23 protein-coding genes are annotated in these 26,513 nt (G+C 70.7%); 18 read left to right on the plus strand and 5 right to left on the minus strand.

All coding sequences use genetic code 11. The features are described from left to right. Window positions 1-35: 35 nt before the first annotated feature. From TSO352_RS08340 to TSO352_RS08350, 3 genes are all read left to right on the plus strand, one after another. Window positions 36-872, plus strand: coding sequence for an alpha/beta hydrolase (locus TSO352_RS08340; RefSeq protein WP_109106884.1), 837 nt, complete (start codon window positions 36-38; stop codon window positions 870-872). Window positions 873-955: 83 nt separating this feature from the next. Further along, window positions 956-2,146: an ABC transporter substrate-binding protein gene (locus TSO352_RS08345; protein WP_247871981.1), complete on the plus strand. Its 1,191-nt coding sequence runs from the start codon at window positions 956-958 to the stop codon at window positions 2,144-2,146. Between the two features lie 10 nt (window positions 2,147-2,156). Next, window positions 2,157-4,532 (plus strand): ATP-binding protein, encoded by a 2,376-nt coding sequence (locus TSO352_RS08350; RefSeq protein WP_109106885.1) that lies wholly within the window; start codon window positions 2,157-2,159, stop codon window positions 4,530-4,532. Between the two features lie 75 nt (window positions 4,533-4,607). Here TSO352_RS08350 and TSO352_RS08355 read toward each other — a convergent pair whose 3' ends face one another. After that, window positions 4,608-4,898 (minus strand): hypothetical protein, encoded by a 291-nt coding sequence (locus TSO352_RS08355; protein ID WP_199231539.1) that lies wholly within the window; start codon window positions 4,896-4,898, stop codon window positions 4,608-4,610. A 301-nt stretch (window positions 4,899-5,199) separates the two neighbouring features. Between TSO352_RS08355 and TSO352_RS08360 the strand changes: the two genes are divergently transcribed. From TSO352_RS08360 to paaK, 13 genes are all read left to right on the plus strand, one after another. After that, a complete protein-coding gene (locus tag TSO352_RS08360; protein WP_158284554.1) occupies window positions 5,200-5,967 on the plus strand; it encodes a Crp/Fnr family transcriptional regulator in 768 nt (255 codons plus the stop codon). Beyond that, the gene (locus TSO352_RS08365) at window positions 5,964-7,640 is read left to right on the plus strand and encodes a sensor histidine kinase (protein WP_109106887.1); all 1,677 of its coding nucleotides are present in this window, start codon (window positions 5,964-5,966) and stop codon (window positions 7,638-7,640) included. The genes TSO352_RS08360 and TSO352_RS08365 overlap by 4 nt, the downstream gene beginning before the upstream one ends. Before the next feature lie 626 nt (window positions 7,641-8,266). Next, on the plus strand, window positions 8,267-9,280 hold the full coding sequence (paaA, locus tag TSO352_RS08370) for a 1,2-phenylacetyl-CoA epoxidase subunit PaaA (protein WP_109106888.1): 1,014 nt from the start codon (window positions 8,267-8,269) through the stop codon (window positions 9,278-9,280). Between the two features lie 26 nt (window positions 9,281-9,306). Beyond that, window positions 9,307-9,594, plus strand: coding sequence for a 1,2-phenylacetyl-CoA epoxidase subunit PaaB (paaB, locus tag TSO352_RS08375; protein ID WP_109106889.1), 288 nt, complete (start codon window positions 9,307-9,309; stop codon window positions 9,592-9,594). Then, window positions 9,594-10,358 (plus strand): 1,2-phenylacetyl-CoA epoxidase subunit PaaC, encoded by a 765-nt coding sequence (gene paaC / locus TSO352_RS08380; protein WP_109106890.1) that lies wholly within the window; start codon window positions 9,594-9,596, stop codon window positions 10,356-10,358. Before paaB ends, paaC begins: the two co-directional genes overlap by 1 nt. A gap of 7 nt (window positions 10,359-10,365) precedes the next feature. Further along, window positions 10,366-10,887: a 1,2-phenylacetyl-CoA epoxidase subunit PaaD gene (gene paaD, locus TSO352_RS08385; protein WP_109106891.1), complete on the plus strand. Its 522-nt coding sequence runs from the start codon at window positions 10,366-10,368 to the stop codon at window positions 10,885-10,887. 154 nt (window positions 10,888-11,041) lie between these two features. Next, the gene (gene paaE / locus TSO352_RS08390; RefSeq protein ID WP_109106892.1) at window positions 11,042-12,121 is read left to right on the plus strand and encodes a 1,2-phenylacetyl-CoA epoxidase subunit PaaE; all 1,080 of its coding nucleotides are present in this window, start codon (window positions 11,042-11,044) and stop codon (window positions 12,119-12,121) included. Between the two features lie 42 nt (window positions 12,122-12,163). Next, window positions 12,164-13,855: a phenylacetic acid degradation protein PaaN gene (gene paaN / locus TSO352_RS08395; RefSeq protein ID WP_109106893.1), complete on the plus strand. Its 1,692-nt coding sequence runs from the start codon at window positions 12,164-12,166 to the stop codon at window positions 13,853-13,855. Next, window positions 13,852-14,643 (plus strand): 2-(1,2-epoxy-1,2-dihydrophenyl)acetyl-CoA isomerase PaaG, encoded by a 792-nt coding sequence (gene paaG, locus TSO352_RS08400; RefSeq protein WP_109106894.1) that lies wholly within the window; start codon window positions 13,852-13,854, stop codon window positions 14,641-14,643. Before paaN ends, paaG begins: the two co-directional genes overlap by 4 nt. Next, a complete protein-coding gene (gene paaH / locus TSO352_RS08405) occupies window positions 14,643-16,160 on the plus strand; it encodes a 3-hydroxyacyl-CoA dehydrogenase PaaH (RefSeq protein WP_109106895.1) in 1,518 nt (505 codons plus the stop codon). The genes paaG and paaH overlap by 1 nt, the downstream gene beginning before the upstream one ends. Next, complete coding sequence (paaI, locus tag TSO352_RS08410; RefSeq protein WP_109106896.1) at window positions 16,153-16,596, plus strand: hydroxyphenylacetyl-CoA thioesterase PaaI; 444 nt, start codon at window positions 16,153-16,155, stop codon at window positions 16,594-16,596. Before paaH ends, paaI begins: the two co-directional genes overlap by 8 nt. Window positions 16,597-16,650: 54 nt before the next feature. Further along, a complete protein-coding gene (pcaF, locus tag TSO352_RS08415) occupies window positions 16,651-17,859 on the plus strand; it encodes a 3-oxoadipyl-CoA thiolase (protein ID WP_109106897.1) in 1,209 nt (402 codons plus the stop codon). Between the two features lie 116 nt (window positions 17,860-17,975). Then, on the plus strand, window positions 17,976-19,286 hold the full coding sequence (gene paaK / locus TSO352_RS08420; protein WP_109107366.1) for a phenylacetate--CoA ligase PaaK: 1,311 nt from the start codon (window positions 17,976-17,978) through the stop codon (window positions 19,284-19,286). A gap of 9 nt (window positions 19,287-19,295) precedes the next feature. Here paaK and TSO352_RS08425 read toward each other — a convergent pair whose 3' ends face one another. Beyond that, on the minus strand, window positions 19,296-19,955 hold the full coding sequence (locus tag TSO352_RS08425; protein WP_109106898.1) for a MarC family protein: 660 nt from the start codon (window positions 19,953-19,955) through the stop codon (window positions 19,296-19,298). Window positions 19,956-20,420: 465 nt separating this feature from the next. Here TSO352_RS08425 and TSO352_RS08430 point away from each other — a divergent pair, with 465 nt between their 5' ends. Beyond that, a complete protein-coding gene (locus TSO352_RS08430) occupies window positions 20,421-21,428 on the plus strand; it encodes an ABC transporter substrate-binding protein (protein WP_109106899.1) in 1,008 nt (335 codons plus the stop codon). Between the two features lie 123 nt (window positions 21,429-21,551). On the opposite strand, the gene TSO352_RS08435 is transcribed toward TSO352_RS08430, so the two are convergent. Then, window positions 21,552-22,970, minus strand: coding sequence for an MFS transporter (locus TSO352_RS08435; RefSeq protein WP_199231540.1), 1,419 nt, complete (start codon window positions 22,968-22,970; stop codon window positions 21,552-21,554). A gap of 180 nt (window positions 22,971-23,150) precedes the next feature. Here TSO352_RS08435 and TSO352_RS08440 point away from each other — a divergent pair, with 180 nt between their 5' ends. Continuing rightward, window positions 23,151-24,065 (plus strand): LysR family transcriptional regulator, encoded by a 915-nt coding sequence (locus tag TSO352_RS08440; RefSeq protein ID WP_109106901.1) that lies wholly within the window; start codon window positions 23,151-23,153, stop codon window positions 24,063-24,065. A gap of 75 nt (window positions 24,066-24,140) precedes the next feature. Here TSO352_RS08440 and TSO352_RS08445 read toward each other — a convergent pair whose 3' ends face one another. Continuing rightward, on the minus strand, window positions 24,141-25,745 hold the full coding sequence (locus TSO352_RS08445; RefSeq protein ID WP_109106902.1) for an FGGY-family carbohydrate kinase: 1,605 nt from the start codon (window positions 25,743-25,745) through the stop codon (window positions 24,141-24,143). Beyond that, a complete protein-coding gene (locus tag TSO352_RS08450; RefSeq protein ID WP_109106903.1) occupies window positions 25,745-26,446 on the minus strand; it encodes an HAD family hydrolase in 702 nt (233 codons plus the stop codon). Before TSO352_RS08450 ends, TSO352_RS08445 begins: the two co-directional genes overlap by 1 nt. Window positions 26,447-26,513: the final 67 nt, after the last annotated feature.

Consider the following 26,513-nt stretch of genomic DNA (forward strand, 5'->3'; position numbering starts at 1 on the left):
GGAGCTTGGAATCGACGGGGGCGGAGAGTGGCGGCATGACGGCGGCCAACAGCTTTGTAGACGAGGGTTTCGTCGAGGTGGAGGACGCCCGGCTGGAGTTCCGGCGCATTCCGGCCCGGCGCAGCGGCGCGCCGACGCTGGTGTTCCTGCATGAAGGGCTGGGCTGCGTCGCCATCTGGAAGGATTTCCCCGACCGCCTGGCCGCGGCGACCGGCTGCGCCGCTGTGGTCTATTCGCGGCGGGGCTATGGCCGCTCCACCCCCTGTCCGCTGCCGCGCCCGCTGCACTACCACCGCGACGAGGCCGACGGCGTGCTGCCGCCGCTGCTGGAGCGGCTGGGGGTGAGCGGCGATCTGGTGCTGGTCGGGCACAGCGACGGCGCGACCATCGCGCTGCTGGCGGCGGCCGGGACGCTCGGCCCCCGCATCCGCCTCGCCATCGTCGAGGCGCCCCACGTCTTCGTCGAGGACGTGACCATCGCCGGGATCGAGGCCGCCTGCGCCGCCTACCGCGACGGTGCGCTACGCCGCGGGCTGGAGCGGCTGCACGGCGCCAACACCGACACCGCCTTCCGCGGCTGGAGCGAGACGTGGCTGGCGCCGCATTTCCGGTCGTGGAACGTGGAGGACCGCCTGCCCGCCATCGGCGCGCCGCTGCTGGTCATCCAGGGCGTGCACGACGAATACGCCACCGCCGCCCAGTACGACGCCATCGCCGCCGGATCCGGCGGGCCGGTGAGCGTGCTGGTGCTCGACGAGTGCGGGCACACCCCCCACCGCGACCAGCCGGACCGGGTGCTGGCGGCGATGGCGGAGGCGATTGATCGGCTGGACGGGCCGACGGATGCACCCTTCGGCCGAAGGGCAGATTGACCTTACGGCATCCCCCCACCCATAGTGCCGCGTTCTGCGTGCGGAAGCCCGTCTTCCGGCCGCACCCCATTGAACGACGGACGATGCTGGCCGCCAGTCTCCGCCTTCCCCTGCTGCTTGCCCTGCTGCTCCACCTCGCGTGGGCAGGAAGCACCCTGGCGGCCGCGCCGGAGCCGGTGATCCTGGCGCTGGATGGGGAGTTCGGGCTGACCAACAGCACGTCGGCGGAAGCGATCGAGCGCGGCATCCGGACCGCCATCGACCAGATCAACCGGTCGGGCGGCGTGCTGGGCGGGCGGCCGCTGACCCTGATCACCCGGGAACACCGGTCGATCTCCGCCCGCGGCATCAAGAACATCCGGGAACTCGCCACGATCCCCGGCCTCGTCGCCGTGTTCGGCGGGCGCTTCAGCCCGGTGGTGATCGAGGAGCTGCCCGTCCTCGAGCAGACCCGCACCCTGTTCCTGGCGCCCTGGTCGTCGGCGGACGCCATCGTCGACAACGGGATGACGCCCAACTACATCTTCCGCCTGTCGTTGCGCGACAGCTTGGCGATGCCGTTCCTGCTGCGGCGCGCCGCCGACCGCGGCCTGACGCGGGTCGGCCTGCTGCTGACCAACACCGCCTGGGGCCGCTCCAACCTCGACGCCGCCAACCGCCACTTCGAACGGCACCGGGTGCCGGAGTCGGTCGGGACCGTCTGGTACAACTGGCGCGACCGCTCGCTGATCGACAAGTACGAGACGCTGGCCGCCGCCGGCGCCCAGGCGATCGTGCTGGTCGCCAACGACGACGAGGCCGCGGTGCTGGTGCGCGAGGTCGCCGCCCTGCCGCCCGAACGGCGGCTGCCGATCCTCAGCCACTGGGGCGTCACCGGCGGCAATTTCGTGGCGGAGGCGGGGCCGGCGCTGCAGCAGGTCGACTTCACCGTCATCCAGACCGTCAGCCCGCTGCGCATCCCGCCCGACCGTCTCGCCCCCGTTCTGGAAACCGCCGGGCGGCTGTTCGGCATCCACCGGCCGGAGGACATCGTGTCGCCGGCCGGCTTCCTCCAGGCCTACGACCTGACGCGCATCCTGGCGCTCGCCATCAATCGTGCCGGCACCACCGACCGCGCCGCCGTCCGCGACGCGCTGGAGCAGGTCGGCCCATACCACGGGGTCGTCAAGGATTTCGACCGCCCCTTCACCCCGGACCGGCACGACGCGCTGGGACCGGACGATCTGCTGATGGCCCGATTCCGCCCGGACGGTGTCCTGGCGCCGGTCGATTGAGGAAGCGCGGATGTCCGGTGACGATCCCCACAGCACCCTGCATTCCGGCCCATACCCCGGTCCGGTCCCCGGCCCGCGGCACCGCGGCCCCCCGCGGCGGCTGACCTCCGGCCGGCTGGCGCGGCGCTTCGCGATGGTCTCGCTGATGCTGGGGGTTGTGCTGGCGGTGATGATCGGCGCCAGCCTCTATCTGGTGTCGAGCCGCCACCTGATGCGCCAGCACCACGCCAACGTCGAGGCGAACGCCAGCCTCGCCGCCCGCCAGACCGAGGGGCTGCTCGGCACGCTGGCGAGCACGGTGCGCGAGTTGGCCGACAACAGCGTGCTGGCCACCGCGCTGGTCGATTCCGCGGGCAAGGAAACCTACCTGTTGCCGTTCCTGCGCAGCTTCAACCACATCGCCAGCGTGCCGGTGGCGATGATCCTGACCGATTTCGAAGGCAGCCCGATCGCCGACAACGGGCGCCACTCCGGCGCGCTGGCCATCACGCCGGGCGACATGGCGTGGCTGCGCACCGTCATCGCCACCGGCAAGCCCGCCGCCATCGTGGTCGAGCAGGGCGGCACCGCCTATCTGCTGGCGGCGGAGATGCTGATCTACTCCCGCACCGCGTCGCCGGAGGGGGCGCTGCTCTACAAGGTGCCGCTCGACGCGCTGGTCCCCCATCCGGAGGCCGACCTGATCTACGCCGGGCAACCGCCGATCCCGGTGCCCAGCGACCGGATGGTGGTGACCGTCCCGCTGACGGTGCCCTACCGGCTGTCGACGCTGGGGCTGATGCTGCGGCTGGAGGCGCCGGCGGCGCCGACCGCCGCCTTCCTGTCCTGGATGCTGCCGGCCTATGGGCTGGTGACGATCGCCGCGCTGCTGGCGATCTATCTTGGCAGCCGCGCCGTCGGCAACCACATGACCCGCTCGCTGCGCGATCTGGAACGGCTGGCCGGCTCCATCGCCACCAACGGCTTCACCGGGCAGCGGGCCACCGTGCGCGGCGACGACGAGGTGTCGGCGCTGGCCCGCGGCTTCAACGCCATGCTGGACCACATCGCGGCGATCCAGCGCGAGCGCGAGATGCGCGCGGCGGAAGAGATCACCATCCAGCGCACGCTGGCCGAACGGGCCGAGCAGGCGCGCGCCGAGGCCGAAAGCGCCCGCAACGAGGCGGAACGCTCGCGCCAGGAGGCCATCATGGCGCTGATGGTGGCGGAGCGCGCCAACGCCGCCAAGACCCATTTCCTGGCGGCGGCCAGCCACGACCTGCGCCAGCCGGTGCAGTCGCTGGTGCTGCTGACCTCGGCGCTGGCAATCCGGCTGGGCGACCATCCGGCGGCGTCGCTGGTCGGCAGCATCGAGGCGTCGATGGACGCGCTGTGCCGGCTGCTCGACGCCATCCTCGACGTCTCCAAACTGGACGCCGGCACCGTCTCGCCCACCGTGCAGACGGTGTCGCTGGGCGCCATCTTCGAACGGCTGGAGGGTGAATACCGGTTGCGCGCCGCGGAGAAGGGCATCGCCTTCCGCAGCGTGCCCAACAGCCTGACGCTGTGCGCCGACCCGGCGCTGCTGGAGCGGATCATCCGCAATCTGGTCGAGAACGCGCTGCGCTACACCGACCATGGCCGCATCCTGCTGGGCTGCCGCCGCAGCGCCAAGGGCCTGCGCATCCAAGTCTACGACACCGGCATCGGCATCCCGCAGGAGCATCTGGAGCGCATCTTCCACGAGTTCTACCAGGTTTCCAACCCGACCCGCGACCGCGGCAAGGGGCTGGGGCTGGGGCTTGCCATCGTCGACCGGCTGGCGCGGCTGCTGGGCTACCGGGTGCATGTGGCGTCCTGGCCGGGCAAGGGCTCCTGCTTCACGCTGGAGATCAGCGATCCGGCCTTGCCCAGCACGGCGGGGCCGGCGGCGGACGAAACGGCGGAACTGCCGCCGGATCCCGGCCGGGGCATGGCGCTGGTGATCGACGACGATCCGCTGGTGCGCGAGGGGCTGACCCTGCTGATCGAGGATTTCGGCTGGCGCGCGATCGCCGCCGACAGCGCCGCCGACGCCCTGCGCCTGCTGGGCGAGTCGTCCCCCTCCCCCGATCTGGTGATCGCCGATTACCGGCTGGAGGCGGGCGCCACCGGCCTGGAGGCGATCCGCGCCGTCGAAGCGCTGCTGAAGGAACGGGGGCGCCCGCAGCCGCTCTGCGTCGTGCTGACCGGCGACACCGCCCCCCAACGCATCGCCGACGCCGAGGCCAGCGGCTACCGCATCCTGCACAAGCCGATCGCCGCCAAGGAGGTCGCGCAGTTGCTGAGCCAATCCGGGCGAGCGAAGAAACCGGCGTCCCGCAGCCCCGCCCCCCGCAATCACGGATCGGCCGCGCTACGCGGCTGAGGACGGGCGGCCGACGGGGCGGAGCCGGCGTCACCAGCCCGTGCCCCGTTGCGTCTTCAACTCCCCTGCGTCTGTTCAATCACGGTTGATGTGGCCACCGTTGATGTGGCCACCATCGACTTGACCACCGTCGACTTGGCCGGCCGCATCGACCTGCATGGCCAGCCGTTCGATGAACTGCGCCGCCAGTTCCTGGTGGTGGCGCACCGGTCCCGGCGTCTCCTGCCGCAAATGGGCCGCCGCGGCGTCCTCCAGCGCCCCGCGGGCCTCCTCCGCCGTGAGCAGGCCCTTTTCAACCATGGCAATCACCAGCGATTCACAAATCGAGAGAGCGGCCAAACCCGCCGCTCCATCCTCCGATGTCATCACGTCCCCCGCATGTCGGGTTTCAAGGTCGTTTCGGGTTCCCACCGGCATTGCCCGAAGACATAGGAACAACAGCCGGGTCCTGGGGCCGTCGCACGGTGTTCGAGAAAAATCTTAGTCCCCTTAACCTATGTTGTAGCCGCCTTCGTCGAAAGCCTTAATCGTGCGAGACCGCTCGGAACAGGGTTAGCAGCGAGTCCGTTCCTTAGGCACTGAATATTAGGACAAAGAAGGCAAAGAGACGATCATGACTCGCGCCCCGGCGAGCCGAGTGCCGGAACCCACTCCATTGTGGCTCAAATTGAGCAGCTACCTCGTCCTGTCGGATGAGGAAAAGATGTACCTCACCGATCTGGAGAACACGACCTCCAGGCAACCGCCGCGCACCGACCTCCTCCAACAGGGCGAACGGTATCGCGACGTCCGGATCATGCGGGACGGCTGGGCGATCCGTCACAAGGCCTTGCCGGACGGGCGCCGGCAGGTCGTGAACTTTGTTCTGCCCGGCGACATCATTGGCATGTACTGCACGCTGTTCGAATCGGCCGACCACAGCGTCACCACGCTGACGGCGGTCGAGGTGGCGAGCTTCCCGCCGGAACGGCTCGGCGAGCTGTTCCGCTCCTTCCCGCGGCTGGCGGCGGCGCTCGCCTGGTCCGGCGCGCGGGAGGAGGCGATCCTCGCCGAACGGCTGCTCAGCCTGGGCCGGCGCACCGCGCTGGAACGCACCGCCCACCTGATCGTCGAGCTGCTGCGGCGGCTCAGCGTCGTCAACATGGCCACCGACGGCCATTTCGTGCTGCCGGTCACCCAGGAGATCCTGGCCGACGCGCTCGGGCTCAGCATCGTCCACATCAACCGCACCTTGCGGCGGCTGCGCGACAGCGGGCTGATCGACCTGAACGGCCAGCGGATCACCGTCAACGACGTTCGCCAGCTCGCCTCGGTCGGCCAGTTCGACGAGTTGTACCTGCACCTGATCCACGCGCCGCGGCGTCTGGAGCGCGCCTTTTCCGACGTCCGGCCCCGGCACGCGCCGCATGACGACGCCGAAAGACCGAAGGCGTGACGCTGGCGGGACCGCCGCACGACGCCGGGCAGACCGTCAAGGCGGACAGGTTGCCGTCACCGCGCCTGCGCCGCATGGCGCGGCGGCTGGGGCTGGGCGCCGGGCTGTCGGCGGGCGTCGTCGCGGTGGCGCTGGCCGTCGCCGCCTATGACTTCCACCAGCGGGCGGAGCGCGACGTGCTCGCCGCGCTGGAGGTGCAGGCCGACTCGCTGGCCGACCGCACCAAGCTGGTGATCCAGGCGGCGGCCGTGCTGCTCGACCGGGTGACGCGGCTGGGGGAAGACACCGACTGGGCCGATCCGGCCAGCGCCCCGCGGGTGTCGGCGGAGCTGCGGCGGCTGCGCACCCTGCTGCCGCCGGTGGTCCGGCTGGGCCTGTGGGACACCGCGGCGCGGCCGCTCGCCACCACCGAAAGCAATCTGGCGCCGGGCCTGAGCATCGCCGACCGGCCCTACTTCACCGTCCACGCGGAGCGTGGCGCGGGCGGCCACAACGGGCTGGAGATCAGCACCCCGCTGTCCTCCATCGTCGACGGCTCCGCCATCCTGGTGCTGAGCCACCGCCTGAACCGCCCGGACGGCGGTTTCGCCGGTGTGGCCACCCTGTCGGTCCGGCCGGCGGAGATCGCCGCCGACCTGATGCGGGACACCGCTCGTCCGCTCATGGGCGACGTCAGCCGCATCCGCTGGCGGCACCGGGACGGGCAGGACATGGCGGTGCTGTCCCGGCCGGATGGCGAGCCGGCGGGGGCGACCGTCCGCCGGATGGTCGGGGACCACCCCCTGCTGGTGGAGGTGACGGCGACCGGGCGGGCGGTGCTGGACCGCTGGATGGCGACCGCGCCACCGGCCCTGGCGCTCGACCTGATGGTGTCGGTGCTGCTGGCGGTCATCGCCCTGGTGCTGCTGCGCTGGTCGACCGCCGACGAGGCGAGCCGGAACGCCCTGACCGCGCTGGCCGGACGGCTGCGCCGCACCAACATCGAGCTGGAGGAGCATGTCTCCGAGCGCACCCAGGCGCTGGCCCAGCGCGACCTGCTGCTGCGCGAGGTCAACCACCGCCTGAAGAACAGCCTGCAACTGGCGGCGTCGCTGGTGCAGATGCAGCGGCAGATCGTCGAATCGCCGGACACCCGGCAGCAGTTGACCGACACGGTGGCGCGGCTGCACGCCATCGCCCGCGTGCATGACCAGCTCTACCAGACCTCCGACGTCCAGCGGGTGGAGATCGCCGCCTATCTCCGCGCGCTCTGCGCCGATCTGCAACAGTCGGCTCCGGCCAGCCAGCCGCTCTGGCGCATCCGGGTCGCCGCCGATGCGATGGACCTGCCGACCGACCAGGCGGTCCCGCTCGGGCTGATGGTCAACGAGCTGGTCACCAACGCGCTGAAGCATGGACAGCCGCGCACCACCAACGCCGACGACTGGACCATCGAGGTCGGGCTTGGGATGGACGCCGAGGGGCTCGTCACCATCAGCGTGCGCGACCATGGCCCCGGCATGCCGGCGGAGGCGATGACCGGCAAGCCCAAGAGCCTGGGCATGCGGTTGCTGACCGGGCTGACGCGGCAGCTCGACGCCCGGCTGACGGTCGAGGACGCCGGCCCCGGCACCCGTTTCCTGGTGCGGTTCCGCCCGCAGCCGCTCGCCCCCGGCACGGAGCCGGACCGCTAAGCAGCGGCGCGGCGCGCGGTGTCGGTTCGCCAATCGATTGCAAGATTATCGAAGGAAAATAAACCCGGAGACGGCATCGCGGCCGCCGGCCGCCGATTTCCGGGCCCGAAACAAATGGTTGCACCGTCCCGCACCATCGGGCCGGGCCGGATGTCTTGCCAGGACTGTCGCCCCTCCAGCCGTCGCCGGGCGGATCTTTTGAGAGTCGCGCGATGATTGGTGCGAATGGATGTATTAACCCGCCGGAATTCTGGCCGGGCCTCCCGCAACGTATGGCGGCACCGGCCGAGGCCGATGGCCGCGGTCTCAAAACACAGCGTTTTCGTCAACCATAGCGCCGGCCCATCCACCCCCGCCCGGCCCACCGTTCCCCGCACCGCACAAAAGCGGCGACAGACGCACATTCCTGTATCGCTGTCCGCCGCCTTCAATCAAAACCGGCGGGATCGCAGGCTCTCCCTCTTCGGGATAACTCGGCTTATAGAGCTGATTTCATTGAATTTTCTCCGGCAGGGCAGGAGCCGGCACCAAAGCGACACATATTTTCGCTTTACAGTCTTTGATCTGTATCATATTTTCCGCACACACATTGTTCGCTGGACGTTCAATCCATCTCGGGGACGCCGATGTACACGCAGGGTTTGGATGCCAAGACCGACCAGGGCGCTCAGCCGTCTCCCCGGCTGGTGACGGACGACGAAATCCGCCTTCAGGGCCGCTTCCAGGCGCGCGTCGACGCCGAGGAGAAGATCGAGCCGCGCGACTGGATGCCGGAGGGCTACCGCCGCACGCTGGTCCGCCAGATCTCGCAGCACGCCCATTCGGAAATCGTCGGCATGCTGCCGGAAGGCAACTGGGTCACCCGCGCGCCGACCCTGCGCCGCAAGGTCGCCTTGCTGGCCAAGGTCCAGGACGAGGGCGGGCACGGCCTGTACCTCTACAGCGCGGCGGAGACGCTGGGCGTGTCGCGCGACGAGCTGGTCGGGCAACTGCTGTCCGGCAAGGCCAAATACTCCAGCATCTTCAACTACCCGACGCCGACCTGGGCCGACATCGGCGCCATCGGCTGGCTGGTCGACGGTGCGGCGATCATGAACCAGGTGCCGCTCTGCCGCTGCTCCTACGGGCCCTATGCCCGCGCCATGGTCCGCATCTGCCGCGAGGAGAGCTTCCACCAGCGCCAGGGCTACGAGCTGATGCTGGCGCTGGCCCAGGGCACGCCGGAGCAGAAGCGGATGGCGCAGGACGCGCTGAACCGCTGGTGGTGGCCGTCGCTGATGATGTTCGGTCCGTCGGACGACCAGTCCGCCCACTCCGCGCAGAACATGGCGTGGAAGATCAAGCGCTTCTCCAACGACGAGCTGCGCCAGCGCTTCGTCGACGCCACCGTGCCGCAGGCGGAGTTCCTCGGCCTGACCATCCCGGACCCGGAGCTGCGCCTGAACGCCGAGACCGGCCATTACGAGTTCGGCGCCATCGACTGGACCGAGTTCAACGAGATCCTGAAGGGCAACGGCCCCTGCAACCGCGAGCGCATCGAGGCCCGCCGCCAGGCGTGGGACGACGGCGCCTGGGTGCGGGACGCAGCATCCGCCCACGCCGCCAAACGCAAGCAGCGCGCCCTGAAGAAGGCCGGCTGACCAAAGAAATCCGAGGGGACGAGACCATGGACCGTAAAGACTGGCCGCTGTTCGAGATCTTCATCCGGCCGAAGAACGGGTTGTCGCACAAGCATGTCGGCAGCCTGCACGCCGCCGACGCCCACATGGCGCTCGACAACGCCCGCGACGTCTACACCCGCCGCGGCGAAGGGGTCAGCATCTGGGCGGTCCCGGCCGCCAGCATCGCGGCGTCGGATCCCTCGGACAAGGCCAGCCTGTTCGAACCGGCCGATGACAAGGTCTACCGCCACCCGACCTTCTACGACATCCCGGCAGACGTGAAGAACATCTGATGAGCACGGATCTCAAAGAAGCGCTCTTCGCCACCACGCTGCGGCTGGGCGACACCTCGCTGGTGCTGGGGCACCGGCTGTCGGAATGGTGCGGCCACGCGCCGGAGCTGGAGGAGGACATCGCGCTGACCAACGTCGCGCTCGACCTCGTCGGCCATGCCCGGATGCTGCTGACCTACGCCGGCGAGCTGGAGGGCAAGGGCCGCGACGAGGACCGCCTCGCCTACCGGCGCGACGTCTTCGACTACCGCAACCACCTGCTGGTCGAACAGCCCAACCGCGACTTCGGCCACACCATCGTCCGCCAGTTCCTGCACGACGCCTGGGCGGTGGAGCTGTACGGGCGGCTCTGCGCCTCGACCGACGCCACCCTGGCCGGCATCGCCGCCAAGGCGGTGAAGGAGGTGCGCTACCATGTCCGCCACAGCGGCGACTGGCTGGTCCGGCTGGGCGACGGTACCGACGTCAGCCACGCCAAGGTCGCCGACGCGCTCGGCCGGCTCTGGCCCTACACCGGCGAGATGTTCGAGCGCGACGAGGCCGAACAGGCGCTGGTCGCCGCCGGCATCATCCCCGACCCGGCCGAGCTGAAGGCGGCCTGGACCGCCCGCGTCGAAGCGGTGCTGGAGGAGGCGACGCTGGACCGCCCGGCCGACGGCTGGATGCAGAAGGGCGGCCGCCGCGGCGAGCACAGCGAGCATCTGGGCTATCTGCTGGCCGAGATGCAGTTCCTGCCGCGCGCCTATCCCGACGCGACGTGGTGAGGGCGTAATGCCGGATGCAGCGGGCTGCTGGGGACCGGAACCGGGCGCCGACGCGGGCGTGAAGGCCGCCTGGGACGCCCTGGCCGGGGTGATGGATCCGGAGATCCCGGTGCTGAGCATCGTCGATCTCGGCATCGTCCGCGCGGTGTCGGCCGACGCGCAAGGCCGGCTGTCGGTGGATCTCACGCCGACCTATTCCGGCTGCCCGGCGACCAACGTGATCGTGCTGGAAGCGGAAACCGCGCTGGCCCGCGCCGGGCTGGACGCCGCCGTGTCGGTGGTGATCGCCCCGCCCTGGACGACCGACTGGATCAGCGACACCGGCCGGGAAAAGCTGGCCGAGGTCGGCATCGTCCCGCCGCCGCACTCCGGCAAGCGGTCGCTGACGGCGCCGGACGAGGTGATCGCCTGCCCGCGCTGCGGCTCGCACGACACCCGCCAGATCAGCCGCTTCGGTTCCACCGCCTGCAAGGCGCTGCACGCCTGCAACGCCTGCCTCGAACCGTTCGACGTGTTCAAATGCCATTGATGAGTGGTCGCGGCGTTTGCCCCCTCCCCAACCCTCCCCCGCTTCGCGGGAGAGGGAGCACGCGCCAAAACGGCGGCAGTCCCCTCTCCCGCGCCAGCGGGGGAGGGTTGGGGAGGGGGCCTCGTCGCGTCTGCTCCACAAGGATCCCGAGCCCATGACCACCCCCAGCTTCCACCCGCTGACCATCCGCGAGTGCCGGCGGGAGACCGCGGACACCGTGTCGATCGCCTTCGACGTGCCGGCCGATCTCGCCGACCGCTTCCGCTTCATCCAGGGCCAGTACCTCACCCTCAAGACCCGCATCGGCGACGAGGAGGTGCGGCGCTCCTACTCCATCTGCTCCGGCGTGGACGAGGGCGAGTTGCGCGTCGCGGTGAAGAAGGTCGATGGCGGCCTGTTCTCCACCCACGCCAACCAGTCGCTGGCGCCCGGCGCGGTGCTCGACGTGATGACGCCGATGGGGCGCTTCCACACCCCCATCGACCCGGAGGCGGCCCGCACCTACGTCGCCTTCGCCGCCGGCAGCGGCATCACGCCGGTGCTGTCGATCGTGAAGACCGTGCTGGCGCAGGAACCGAAGAGCCGCTTCGTGCTGGTCTACGGCAACCGCACCGTCTCCTCCATCATCTTCCGGGAAGAGCTGGAGGATCTGAAGAACCGCTACATGGGCCGGCTGGTCATCCACCATGTGCTGAGCCGCGAGCCGGAGGAAGCCGGGCTTCTGCGTGGCCGCATCGGCGCCGAGCTGGTGCGCGCGCTGTGCGATGGCCCGCTGACGGCGGAGGACATCGACGCCGCCTTCCTCTGCGGTCCCCAGCCGATGGTGGAGGAGGTGCGCGACGCGCTGGCCGCCTGCGGCACACCCGCCGCCAACATCCATGTCGAGCTGTTCGGCACGACGACCGCCGCACGCCCCGCCGCGAAGAAGGCCGCCGCCGACACCCCGACCGACGCGGCGACCATCGCCATCCTGCAGGACGGCAAGCGCAAGGAATTCACGCTGCCCTATGACGGCGAGAGCATCCTCGACGCCGCCCACCGCCACGGTGCCGACCTGCCCTATTCCTGCAAGTCCGGCGTCTGCTGCACCTGCCGCGCCAAGGTCCGCGAAGGCAAGGTGGAGATGGCCGAGAACTACTCGCTGGAGCCGTGGGAGGTCGAGGCCGGCTATGTCCTGACCTGCCAGTCGCGCCCGCTGACCGAACGGGTCGTCATCGACTTCGACGCCGCCTGACGCCCCACCGCCTGCCCAACGACAATAAGGAAACGCCCCGCCATGACCAGCACTCCGCATCTGACGCCACTGGGCCTGTTCGAGACGCATGAGGCGACGCTCCGTCAGGCGGTGGACGCCTGCCGCAGCCGCGCCTACTGGGCGGCCTTCCCCGAGATGCCGAGCCCGCGCGCCTATGGCGAGACGGCGGCGGCCGATGGCGAGGCGGCCTTCGCCGCCTACCGCGACAAGCCCTTCACCCTCGACCAGCCCGGCGTCACCGGCACCGCGGGGGGCGAGCGCTCGCCCTTCGGCTTCGACCTCGGCATCACCTACCCGGTGTCGGACATCGATGCGCTGCTGAAGGCGGGCAAGGCGGCGATGCCGGGCTGGCGCAAGGCCGGGCCGAACGGCCGCGCCGGCGTCTGCATCGAGATCCTGAAGCGGCTGAACGCGCGCAGCTTCGAGATCGCCAACGCGGTGATGCACACCACCGGCCAGGCCTTCATGATGGCGTTCCAGGCCGGCGCCCCGCACGCCCAGGACCGCGGGCTGGAGGCGGTGGCCTATGGCTGGAAGGCGATGACCGACCAGACCCCGACGGCCCGCTGGGAAAAGCCGCAGGGCAAGAACCCGCCGCTGGTGATGGACAAGCGCTTCGAGGTGGTCGGCCGCGGCGTCGGGCTGGTCATCGGCTGCGCCACCTTCCCGACCTGGAACGGCTATCCCGGCCTGTTCGCCAGCCTCGTCACCGGCAACGCCGTGGTGGTGAAGCCCGGCCCGACCGCCATCCTGCCGCTCGCCATCACGGTGAAGATCGCCCGCGAGGTGCTGGCGGACTGCGGTCTCGACCCCAACCTCGTCACGCTGGCCATCGGCGACACCGTCGCCAAGGATCTGGCGCTGCGGCCGGAGGTGGCGGTGATCGACTACACCGGCTCCACCGGCTTCGGCGACTGGCTGGAGCAGAACGCCCGCCAGGCCCAGGTCTACACCGAGAAGGCCGGCGTCAACACGGTGGTGATCGACAGCACCGACGATCCCAAGGGCATGGTGCGCAACCTCGCCTTCACGCTCAGCCTCTATTCGGGGCAGATGTGCACGACGACCCAGGTCATCTTCGTGCCCAAGGACGGCATCCAGGCCGGGCCGGAACGGATGAGCTTCGATCAGGTCGTCGCGGCGCTGGCCGGCGGCGTCGACAAGTTCCTGTCCGACCCGGAACGCGCGGTGGAGGTGCTAGGCGCCATCCAGTCCGACGCCACGCTGGCCCGCATCGACGAGGCCGCCAAGCTCGGCACCGTCGTCCTGCCGTCGCGCGCCATCACCCACCCGAAGTTCGGGCAAGCCCGCATCCGCACGCCGCTGATCCTGACCATGGACGCGGCCGACGAGGGCAAGTACGGCCATGAGCTGTTCGGCCCGATCTCCATCATCGTGAAGACCGACAGCACCGCCGACAGCCTGGAGCGCGCCGCCCGCCTGACCCGCACCAAGGGGGCGCTGACCACCGGCCTCTACAGCACCGACCCGCAGTTGATCGAGCAGGCGACCGACCTGTTCGTCGAGGCCGGCGTCGCCCTGTCGGTCAACCTGACCGGCGGCGTCTTCGTCAACCAGTCGGCGGCCTACAGCGACTTCCACGGCACCGGCGCCAACCCAGCGGCGAATGCCGCGCTGTGCGACCTCGCCTTCGTCGCCAACCGCTTCCGCGTGGTGCAGAGCCGCGTTCCGGTGCTGGAGACCGCGCAATGAGCGACAAAACCATCCTCCTGGCCATCGCCGACGGCGTCGCCACCATCACGCTGAACCGGCCGGACCGGCTGAACAGCTTCACCGCGGCGATGCATGAGGAACTGCGCGAGGCCGTCGGCGAGGTGCGCGACGACAAGGCCGTGCGCTGCCTGCTGCTGACCGGCGCCGGGCGCGGCTTCTGCGCCGGGCAGGACCTGTCCGATCGCGCCGTCGCGCCGGGCGCCCAGGGTCCCGATCTCGGCGTGTCGATCGAGACCAACTACAACCCGCTGGTCCGGTCCTTGCGCGCCCTGCCGATGCCGGTGGTCTGCGCCGTCAACGGCGTCGCCGCCGGGGCGGGCGCCAACATCGCTCTGGCCTGCGACATCGTCCTGGCGGCGCGGTCGGCCAGCTTCATCCAAGCCTTCTGCAAGATCGGGCTGATCCCCGACAGCGGCGGCACCTGGACCCTGCCGCGTCTGGTCGGCCATGCCCGCGCCATGGGCCTCGCCATGCTGGGCGACAAGGTCTCGGCCGAGCAGGCGGAAGCCTGGGGCATGATCTGGAAGGCGGTGGACGACGACACGCTGATGGCCGAGGCCGGCGCGCTCGCCCGCCAGCTGGCCACCCAGCCGACGCGCGGTCTCGCCCTTATCAAGCAGGCGCTCAACGCCTCCTCCGCCAACGACCTCGACACCCAGCTGGACCTGGAACGCGACCTCCAGCGCGAGGCCGGCCGCACGCAGGACTATCGCGAGGGCGTTGCCGCCTTCGTCGAGAAGCGCGCGCCGAAGTTCGAGGGACGGTGATGGCGGCGCTCGATCCCTCCGTCACCATCGCGGTGGTCGGCGCCGGCGCCATGGGCCAGGGCATCGCCCAGGTCGCGGCCCAGGCCGGCCACCCGGTCCTGCTGGTCGACACCCGCCCCGGTGCCGCGCAGGCCGCCGTCGAGTCGATCGCCAAGGCGCTGACCGCGCTGGTCGACAAGGGCAAGCGCACGGTGGCGGAGCGCGACGCCACGGTCGACCGTCTGCGCGCCGTCAACGGCCTGCCCGACCTCGCCCCCGCCGGGCTGGTGGTGGAGGCCATCGTCGAGGATCTCGACGTCAAGCGCCGCCTGTTCGCCGAGCTGGAGGGCATTGTCGGACCGGATGCCATCCTCGCCACCAACACCTCGTCGCTGTCCGTCACCGCCATCGGCGCCGGGGTGCAGCGGCCGGAGCGGCTGGCCGGGCTGCATTTCTTCAACCCGGCGCCGCTGATGGCGCTGGTGGAGATCGTCAGCGGGCTGGCCACCGACTCAGGCGTGCTCGACACACTGTTCGACACCGCGAAGGGCTGGGGCAAGAGCCCGGTGCGCTGCCGCTCGACTCCCGGCTTCATCGTCAACCGCGTCGCCCGCCCCTTCTACGCCGAAGGGCTGCGGTTGGTGCAGGAGCAGGCGGCCGCCCCCGCCACCATCGACGCCGTCGCCCGCGAGGCCGGCGGCTTCCGCATGGGGCCGTTCGAGCTGATGGACCTGATCGGCCATGACGTGAACTTCGCGGTCACCCGCTCGGTCCACGCCGCCTATTTCGGCGACCCGCGCTTCCAGCCCTCGCTGATCCAGCAGGAGCTGGTGGAGGCCGGGCGTCTCGGCCGCAAGACCGGCCGCGGTTTCTACAACCACAGCCCCGGCGCCGCCAAGCCGGCGCCGCACACCGCCGAACCGGCCGCCAAGCCGGGGCGGGTGACGGTGCAGGGCGACCTCGGCCCCGCCGCAGCGCTGGTCGGGCTGCTGCGCGAAGCCGGCATCGCGGTCGAGGAAACCGCCGGCCCCGGCGTCCTGCTGGTGGATGGCGTCACGCTGGCCCTGACCGACGGCCGCACCGCCACCGCCCGTGCGGCGGAGGACGGCATCGCCCCGCTGGTGCTGTTCGATCTGGCGCTGGACTACGCCAAGGCGACCCGTGTCGCGCTGGCCCCCGCCGACGGCGCGCCGGCGGACGCGCTTGCCGCCGCGGCCGGCCTGTTCCAGGCGCTGGGCAAGGCGGTGTCGGTGATCGACGACGCCCCCGGTCTGGTGGTGATGCGCACCGTCGCCATGCTCGCCAACGAGGCGGCCGACGCGGCGATGCAGGGCGTCGCCAGCGCCGCCGACGTCGACACCGCGATGACCAAGGGCGTGAACTACCCGCTGGGGCCGCTGGCCTGGGCCGACCGCATCGGGCTGCCCCATGTGCTGGCCGTGCTCGACGCCCTGGCCCGCACCTATGGCGAAGACCGTTACCGCGCGTCGGCCCTGCTGCGCCGCAAGATTTCCGGAGGAAACCGCTTCCATGGCTGAGACCCACACCGATCCCCAAAGCCTCGCCGAAGCGGTCGGCCGCGGCATGTACGAGCGCGACCATTGCGCCCAGGCCCATGGCATCGAGCTGCTGGAGATTGCCCCCGGCTACGCCCGCATGGCGATGACCGTGCGCAAGGACATGGTGAACGGCCACGACATCGGCCATGGCGGCATGACCTTCACGCTGGCCGACACCGCCTTCGCCTACGCCTGCAACGCGGCGAACGAGGTGACGGTGGCCGCGGGCTGCTCCATCACCTTCCCGGCCCCGGCGCGGCTGGGCGACGTGCTGACCGCCGAATGCCGGGAGGTGCACAAGCGTGGCCGCTCCGGCGTCTACGACGTCACCGTCACCAACCAGGACGGCACGGTGGTCGGCCTGTTCCGCGGCCAGTCGGCGCGCATTGCGGGGACCGTGATCCCGGTCGAATAGCTGCCCCTGGCGGCCACGGTCACGATCCCCATCTGATAGTTTCGGGAGCCAACCATGCGTGAAGCCTTTCTCTGCGACGCCGTCCGCACCCCCTTCGGCCGTTATGGCGGCGGGCTGGCCCCGGTGCGCCCCGACGACCTCGCCGCCGTGCCGCTGAAGGCGCTGATGGAGCGCAACCCCGGCGTCGAATGGTCGGCCGTGGACGACGTCATCCTCGGCTGCGCCAACCAGGCCGGCGAGGACAACCGCAACGTCGCCCGCATGGCGACGCTGCTGGCGGGACTGCCCGACGGCGTTCCCGGCACCACGGTCAACCGCCTGTGCGGCTCCGGCATGGACAGCATCGGCATGGCCGCCCGCGCCATCAAGGCGGGCGAGGCCGAGTTGATGATCGCCGGCGGCGTCGAGAGCATGACCCGCGCCCCCTTCGTCATGGGCAAGTCGGACAGCGCCTTCTCCCGCCAGGCCGAGATCTTCGACACCACCATCGGCTGGCGCTTCGTCAATCCGCTGATGAAGGCCCGCTTCGGCATCGACAGCATGCCGGAGACGGCGGAGAACGTCGCCGCCGACTACGGCATCAGCCGCGCCGACCAGGACGCCTTCGCCGTCCGCAGCCAGCAGCGCGCCGGCCGCGCCCAGGAATCCGGCCGCCTCGCCCGCGAGATCGTCCCGGTCAGCATCCCGCGCCGCAAGGGTGAGCCGACGGTGATCGCCGCCGACGAGCATCTGCGCCCCGACACGACGCTGGAGGCGCTGGCCAAGCTCGGCACCCCCTTCCGCAAGGAGGGCGGCAGCGTCACCGCCGGCAACGCGTCCGGTGTCAACGACGGCGCCGCCGCGGTGATCGTGGCGTCGGAAGACGCGGTGAAGCGCTATGGCCTGACCCCGCGCGCCCGCATCGTCGGCACCGCGGTGGCCGGTGTCGCGCCGCGCGTGATGGGCATCGGCCCGGCCCCGGCGACGCAGAAGCTGCTGGCCCGCCTCGGCCTCACCATCGCCGACGTCGACGTGATCGAGCTGAACGAGGCCTTCGCGGCGCAGGGGCTGGCCGTGCTGCGCATGCTGGGTCTGCCGGACGACGCGGAGCATGTGAACCCCAACGGCGGCGCCATCGCGCTCGGCCACCCGCTGGGCGCCAGCGGCACCCGTCTGGTCGCCACCGCGGTGATGGAGCTGGAAGACCGCAAGGCGGCGCGGGCGCTCTGCACCATGTGCATCGGCGTCGGCCAGGGCATCGCCATGATGCTCGAACGGGTCTGATCGGGCGGGTTCGACGCCACACCGGCCGGAAAGCGCCGGAACCATGACAACGGGAGAAACGCACCATGTCGTCCATCATGACCGAGACCGCGCCCGCCGCCAGCACCAAGGGCGGCATGGATCAGACCGCCGCCGCCCAGGGCGGCCTGGACCGCTACGAAATGGCCAGCCGTGACGAGATCACGGCGATGCAGACCGAGCGGCTGGCCTGGTCGCTGCGCCACTCTTACGACAACGTCCCGCCCTTCCGCGCCAAGTGCGAGGCGAAGGGCGTTCATCCCGACGACTTCAAGGAGCTGAAGGACCTGGCGCTGTTCCCCTTCACCGTGAAGGACGACCTGCGCCAAGCCTATCCCTTCGGCATGTTCGCCGTGCCGATGGACGACATCGTCCGCGTCCACGCCTCCAGCGGCACCACCGGCCGGCCGACGGTGGTCGGCTACACCCAGGGCGACATCGACGTGTGGGCGGAGGTCGTCGCCCGCTCCATCCGCGCCGCCGGCGGCTCGCGCCGCGACCGGGTGCACATCGCCTACGGCTATGGCCTGTTCACCGGCGGCCTGGGCGCCCATTACGGCGCGGAGCGGCTGGGCTGCTCCGTCATCCCGATGTCGGGCGGCCAGACCGAGAAGCAGGTCCAGCTGATCCAGGACTTCCAGCCGACCATCATCATGGTCACGCCGTCCTACATGCTGAACATCGCCGACGAGATGCGCCGCCAGGGCATCGACCCGCGCAGCACCAGCCTGCGCGTCGGCATCTTCGGCGCCGAGCCCTGGACCGCCGCGCTGCGCGAGGAGATCGAGCGCACCTTCAACATCCACGCCGTCGACATCTACGGCCTGTCGGAGGTGATGGGGCCCGGCGTCGCCTCGGAATGCGTGGAGACCAAGGACGGCCCGGTGATCTGGGAGGACCATTTCTATCCCGAGATCATCGACCCCGACACCGGCGAGGTGCTGCCCGACGGCTCCTACGGCGAGCTGGTCTTCACCACCCTGACCAAGCAGGGCATGCCGGTCATCCGCTACCGCACCCGCGACCTGACCCGGCTGCTGCCGCCGACGTCCCGCGGCATGCGGCGGATGGACAAGATCACCGGGCGGTCGGACGACATGCTCATCATCCGCGGCGTGAACGTCTTCCCGACCCAGGTCGAGGAGCTGATCTGCAAGATCCCGGCGCTCGCCCCCCACTACGAACTGGTGGTGACGCGCGACGGCCACATGGACAACCTCGCCGTCCGGGTGGAGATGCACGAGGGCGTCCACCCGTCGGAATGGGACGGCCACGCCAAGCACCTGCAGCACTCGATCAAGTCGTTGATCGGCATCAACACCCGGGTCGAGGTCGTCGAACCGGGCGGCATCGCCCGGTCGATCGGCAAGGCCAAGCGGGTGCAGGACCTGCGGCCGAAGGCGGTTTGATCCTCCGGCTCAGTTCTTCTGCGACAACAGCGGGAAGGCGTCCAGAACACCGGTCAGCAGGATCTGGACGCCGACGCAGAACAGCAGGAAGGCGAACAGCCGGGTCAGCACCCGCACCCGCGTCGGCCCGAGGAAGGCGACGATGTGGTCGGCCGAGCGGTAGGACAGCCAGATCAGCCCGGCGATCGCCAGCGCCGCCCCCGACATGCCGATGAAGAACTCCACCAGCCCGCCGCCGCGGGTCGGGCGGGTGGAGCCCAGCGCGATGGCGACCGAGATGGTGCCGGGCCCGGTGGTGAAGGGGATGGTCAGCGGGAAGAAGGCCGATTCGGCGACGCCCTCGCCCTCCCCGGCCGAGGCGGCCTGCTCCTGCTTGCGCGCCTCGTGGGTTTCCGGGGCGGACAGCAGCGCCCAGGCGCGTTCCGCCACGATGAAGCCGCCGGCGATCCGCAGCGCCGCCATCGACACGCCGAAGAAGTTCAGCACATAGGCACCCGCCCACAGCGCGGTCAGCATGACGATGGCGGAATAGAGGCTGACCAGGCCGGCCAGCCGCGCCCGGTCGCGCCGGCTGCGCTCCGCCGTCACCTGGCTGAAGATCAGCGCCATCGCGATCGGGTTGACGATCGAGAACAGCGCGGTGAAGGCGAGCAGAAAACTGTCGATCATGAGATCCGGTCAGTCCGTCGGTCGGCCCACCAGTTAGCGGGGACGCCGCACGGCTGGCAAGCTCCGGTTTGCTGCCGTCCCGCCGCCCAAAATTTGACCAGACCGGCGACGGCAGCCCGGAGAATGTGCGGCCGCCCCCCACCCGAACCGGCCCGGCGCTGTCCGTTCCGTCAGGTCCTGTCCGGTCGGACAGGTTTCCCACCTTTGAAATCAACGGGTTGGCGTGGCAGCCGCGGCGCGGCGCCCGGTCTGGCTCGCTTCTTGCTGCCGTTCCGGCGAGAGAGGCCAACGCGAAGGGACCAGGACCCCCGTGCCAGCCGCCCAGCCCCGGCCACGCCGAGCCTCGCGGCGCCTTGCCCTTTTTGTTCAATGGGCTGAAGATCAACGTGGCCCCGACGCCCGTCTTTACAGTCCGTCCTTATAAAAAGCCATTTGCAGACCCCAGCCAAAAGAGGATCGCACGCGATGAAGACCCTTGCCTCCGCCGTCCTGCTCGCCGCCACCGCGCTGACCGGCTTCGCCGACCCGGCCGCCGCCGCCGACCCGCTGACGCTCCAGCTGAAATGGGTGACCCAGGCCCAGTTCGCCGGCTACTACGTCGCGGCGGCCAAGGGCTTCTACAAGGACGCCGGGCTGGACGTGACGATCAAGGCCGGTGGTCCCGACATCAACCCGACCCAGGTGATCGCCGCCGGCGGCGCCGACGTGATCGTCGACTGGCTGCCCTCGGCGCTGGCCAGCCGCGAAAAGGGCGTGCCGCTGGTCAACATCGCCCAGATGTTCCAGACGTCGGGCATGATGCTGACCTGCCGCAAGGACGCCAACATCAAGGATCCGAAGGACTTCAAGGGCCACACCCTGGGCGTCTGGTTCTCCGGCAACGAGTATCCGTTCCTGTCCTGGATGAGCAAGCTCGGCTATTCCACCTCGGGCGCCAACCCGGACGTGAAGGTGCTGAAGCAGGGCTTCAACGTCGACCCGCTGCTGCAGAAGCAGGCGGCCTGCATCTCCACCATGACCTACAATGAATACTGGCAGCTGATCGAAGCCGGCATGAAGGCCGACGAGCTGACCGTCTTCAAGTACCAGGACCAGGGTGTGGCGACGCTGGAGGACGGTCTCTACGCCACCGAAAAGTCGCTCTCCGATCCGAAGATCGTCGCCAAGCTGGCGAAGTTCGTGAAGGCCTCGGCCAAGGGCTGGGAGTACGCCGCCAAGAACCAGCCCGAAGCGGTGAAGATCGTGCTGGAGAACGACACCACCGGCGCCCAGACCGAAGAGCACCAGACCACCATGATGCAGGAGGTCGCCAAGCTGATCGAGGGCGGCGCCAAGGGCACCGGCTATCTCGACCCGGCCGACTTCGACCGCACCGTCGGCATCCTGATGTCGGGCGCGTCCACCCCGGTGATCTCCAAGAAGCCGGAGGGCGCCTACAGCCACGCGGTGTTCGACGCGGCGGCGAAGCTGTAAGGCCAGCGGCACCGGTCATCGGCCGGTGTCGCTGGAGGGCCGCGACGGCGGCCCCGCGGGCCCATGCCCGCGATAGCCAAGTGGGCGGAGGCCCGCGCCGGCGATTGAGGCTGAACCCACCGCTCACACCGCGTCGCCGGTTCGTGGGCGGTGGGCCGCGGCGGCACGGCTGAGGCCGGCGATGGCGAGGGCGGCGACGACCAGGACCGCCGCGACGGCGAAGGTCGCCCGCATCCCGGCGGCAACGGCGGCGGGCGGTGCCGCGGTGATGTCGGCCGCCCCCGCCGTCAGCGCGAACAGCGCCCCCATCGCCGACGCCCCGGTGATGAGCCCCAGGTTGCGCGACAGGTTCAGCATGCCCGACACGACGCCGCGCCGGTCCGCCGCGACGTCCATCATGACCATGGTGTTGTTGGCGGCCTGGAACAGCTGGTAGCCCGGCGTCAGCACGGCGATGGCCGCGATGTAGCCGGCAACGCCGAACAGCGACGGCAGCACCGACAGGGCGAGCGCACCGGCCGCCGTCGCGGCGAGCCCGGCGACGACCATGACCGACGCGCCGAAACGGTCGACGATTCGGCCGGCGACGATGCCGCTCAGCGCCGAGATCAGCGGGCCGACCGACATGACCAGCCCGACCAGCGCCTCGCCCAGCCCGAGCGAGACGGAGAGGTAGAACGGCCCGACCACCAGCGTCGCCATCATCACCGCCGAGACGAGCGCGTTCATGGCGAGGCTGCCGCTCAGCACCCGGTCGCGGAACGCCGCCGGCCGGATCAGCGGCGAGGCCACCCGCGCCTCGACCCGCAGGAACAGGAAGCCGCCGAGGGCCGCGGCCAGCAACAGGGCGATGGTGACGCGATCGAACCGGCCGTGCCCGGCCGTCATCGCCAGCGCGTAGGCGGCGAGCGTGCCGGCGAGCAGCAGCGTGCCGACGCCGTCGAAGCGGGGGCGCTCCGCCTTCGGCACCACGCGGTCGCCCGGCAGGAACCGATGGCCGAGCACCACGGCCAGCAGGCCCAGGGGAAGGTTGACCAGGAAGACCGCCCGCCAGCCGAACCCGCCGATCAGGACGCCGCCGAGCGACGGCCCCAGCGCCGTGCCGACCGCCGACATGGTGCCGAGCAGCCCCATGGCGCTGCCGGTCCGCTCCTTGGGCACCGTCTCGCCGACGAACGCCATGGCCAGCGCCATCATGATGGCGGCGCCCAGCCCCTGCGCCGCCCGGGCGGCGGTCAGCAGCCCGAGCGACGGCGCGACGCCGCACAAGGCCGAGGCCGCGGTGAACAGGACCAGCCCCGCCAGCAGCAGCCGGCGACGGCCGACGATGTCGCCCAGCCGTCCGACGCTGACGATCAGGGTGGTGATCGCGAGCAGATAGGCGAGGACGACCCACTGGACCTGCGGGAACGAGGCGGTGAAGGCGGCGGCCAGGGCCGGCAGGGCGATGTTGGCGCTGCTGGTGCTGAGCGACGACAGCAACAGCGACAAGGACAGGCAGCCCAGCGCCCCCAGGATCGGCGGCGGTGCGCGTCCCGTCATGGCGTCGTGGTTCCCGGCAATCGGTGGTGTCGTCATGGGCGGTGTCCCCTGTTGGCTCTGAAAGTCGGAGCGATGAGGAACGTTAGGCCCGTGCCAAGGATGGCGGAACACGCACGGTTTGCAGTGTATTCGTGCATCCAGCGCCATGTCCCGGCGTACCGCCCGTGCTATGGTCGGTCGATGACGCACCCCGATTTCAACCTGCTCCTCACCCTCGACGTGCTGCTTGCCGAGGGCAGCGTCGCCCGCGCCGCCCGGCGGCTGCGGCTCAGCCCGTCGGCGATGAGCCGCGCGCTGGCACGGTTGCGCGAGGTCACCGGCGACCCGTTGCTGGTGCGCGCCGGGCGCGGTCTGGTGCCGACACCGCGGGCGCTGGAGCTTCGCGGGCGCCTCGGTCCGCTGGTGCAGGAGGTGGAGGCCGTCCTGCGCCCCGCGGAGACGCTCGACCTGACGCGGCTGGCCCGGACCTTCACGCTCCGGAACCGCGAGGGCTTCGTCGAGAATTTCGGGCCAGCCCTGATCGCGCGTGTCGGCGAACAGGCGCCGGGCGTCCGGCTGCGCTTCGTGCCGAAGCCGGACCGCGACAGCGCGACCTTGCGCGACGGCAGCGTCGATCTGGAAACCGGCGTCGTCGGCGATGCCACCGGGCCGGAGTTGCGGGCGCAGGCGCTGTTCCGCGACCGCTTCGTCGGCGTCGTCCGGCCGGGTCACCCACTGTCCGGGGCGGCGGTCACACCGGCGCTCTACGCGGCGGGCCGGCACATCCTCGTCTCCCGCCGCGGGGCCGACCGCGGGCCGATCGACGATGCCCTGAACGCGGCGGGGCTGAGGCGGGAGATCGTGACGGTGGTCGGCGGGTTTTCCGAGGCCCTGGCCCTGGCGCGCGCCTCCGACCTGATCGCCAGCGTCCCCGAACGCTACACCGGCACCCTGCGCGTCGGCCTGCACAGCTTCCCGCTCCCGCTCATCCTGCCGGAGGTCACCATCTCGCTGCTGTGGCACCCGCGGATGGACGCCGATCCGGCGCATCGCTGGCTGCGCGGCTGCGTGCGGGAGGTGTGCGCCGAACCGCCGATGCCTGAGGCCGGACGCTGATTGAGGCCGGACGCTGATCCCGCCCGGGACGGCGTCGGGTGTCGCCGCCGCCCTCGTCAAGGCGGCGGACCGCCGTCAGCCGCGACCAAGCTCCTGGAGTTCCAGCCGGTGCGCGTGCATGCGCCGGAAAATCCGGTAGTCCCGCTCGTAGCCGGCGGCGCTGGCCGGGTTGGCGGCGCGGCGGTGGCAGGGCTGCTGCATGGCCCGCGCCGACTCGGCGAGGCTGCCGTACCAGCCGGCGGCGGTCGCGGCGACCATCGCCGTGCCCGACAGCACCGCGTCGGCGGCCGTCGTCTCGTGGATGGCGGCCTTGGTGGCGTCGGCGTACAGCTCCATCAGCAGCGGGTTGCGGCTGTGGCCGCCCGCCACATGCAGCGCGTCGATCGGGTAGCCGTGATCGGCCAGCCCCTCCAGGATGTGGCGCACCCCCAGCGCGATGGCGACCGCCGTCCGCCAATAGACCCGGCACAGCCCGTCGAAGGAGCTGTCGAGCGTCAGGCCGCTGATCACGCCGCGCGCGTGCGGATCGGCGAAGGGCGAGCGGTTGCCGTGGAAGTCCGGCAGGATGTGCAGATCGCGGCCGAGATCGGCGTCCGGATCGCGGCGCATCGCGGTGATGCGGGCGATGATGGCGGCGTGCGCCGCCGCGCTGGGCGGTGTCCCACCGAAAACCTGGATGACATGGTCAAGCAGGGCGCCGGTCGCCGACTGCCCGCTTTCGACCAGCCAGTGTTCCGGGAGGACCGCGCCGAAATAGGGTCCCCAGACCCCCGGCGCCGAGCGCGGCCGGCGCGAGAAGCCGGTGATGCAGCTCGACGTGCCGGTGATCAGGGCGGCGCGCCGGTCGTCCGAGCCCTCGGCATGGCCGCCGACGACGCCGAGCGCGCCGGCGAAGGCGTCGACCAGCCCGGCGCCGACGACACAGGAGGTGTCGAGCGTCAGTTCGCGGGCCGCCCGCTCGGTCAGATGCCCCAGCGCGGTGCCGACCGGCGTCGCCCGCGCCGGCAGCCCGCCCTGTTCCAGCAGGTCGCCGACGCCCAGCCCTTCGAAGAAGTCGCGCTGCCAGCCGTCGGCGTGGGCGAGATAGGTCCATTTGCAGGTCAGCGTGCATTGCGACCGCGCCGTCGAGCCGCAGGCCCGCCAGGACAGGAAATCGGCAAGGTCGAAGAACAGCCGGGCGTCGCGCCAACGGTCGGGGCGATGGCGTTTCAGCCACATCAGCTTCGGCGTCTGCATTTCGGGCGACATGACGCCGCCCAGATGGCTCAGCACCCGGTGCCCGGTCGCCGTACAGTCGTCGGCCTCCGCCATCGCCCGGTGGTCGAGCCACACCATGGTGTCCCAGCAGGTCCCGTCGCCCGCAGGTCCCTCGTCGGGACCGCCGTCCGCCGACACGCTGACTTGGCGTCCCTGCTCGCCCCGCACCACCAGCGAGCAGGTGGCGTCCCAGGCGATGGCGGCGACGCGCTCCGCCCCGGCGCCGGCCTTGACGCGGGCGGCCGCGACGGCGCGGCACACCGCCCGCCAGACATCCTCCGAATCATGTTCGGCGTGGTCCGGGCGCGGCCGGGACAGCCGGAGCGGATGCTCCGCCCGCGCCAGCAGGGCGCCGGTCCGATCCAGGATGCCGGCCCGCGCGCTGGTCGTCCCCACATCCACCGCGCACACAAGATCGCGCATCAGACCGTCTCCCGCGCGGCCTCCCCGTCCAACCGGCCCCCATCCAGCAGACGCGGCAACTGGCGCATGTCGTCGAAGACCAGATCGGGCGCCAGCGCCTCGACGGTTCGCCGCAAGCCCGCCGGTTCGGCGTGCGACCCGCCGACGAAGGCGAACACCCGCATGCCGGCCCGCTTGGCCGCCTCGATGCCGGCGGGGCTGTCCTCGACGACGACGCAGCCGGCCGGGTCGGCCCCCATTCCCTGGGCGGCATGAAGGAACAGGTCGGGCGCCGGCTTGCCGCTCTTCACCATGGCCGAACTGTAGATGTTCCCATCAAAATATTCCAGAAGACCGGTCACGGTCAGGGACAGCCGGATGCGGTCCGGCTGGCTGGACGACGCGACGCAGCGGCGCCGGCCGAGGCGGGACAGCGTGTCCGCCACGCCGGGAATGGGTTGCAGAGCGGCGCGGAAGCGGTCGAACAGCCGCGCGCGCATCGCCTCCTGGTGCGCCGCGTCGAAACACAGGCCGTATTCCTCCAGCAGGATCGACCCGATGGAGCCCAGCGAGCGGCCGAGGAAGCGCCGGTAGGCGACGCTCTCGTCGATCACCGCGCCGGCGGCGCGGATGCCCTCGACCAGGACGGCGATGGAGATCGGTTCGCTGTCGACCAGGACCCCATCGCAATCGAAGATCACCAACTGCGTGCCCGCCCCCATTCCCGCCCCCTTCCCCATGACCTCCCCTTCCCTTCACAGCGTCCCGCCCAAATACCGCCGCAGCGTC

The organism is Azospirillum sp. TSO35-2 (genome assembly GCF_003116095.1).
Classification (GTDB): Bacteria; Pseudomonadota; Alphaproteobacteria; order Azospirillales; family Azospirillaceae; genus Azospirillum.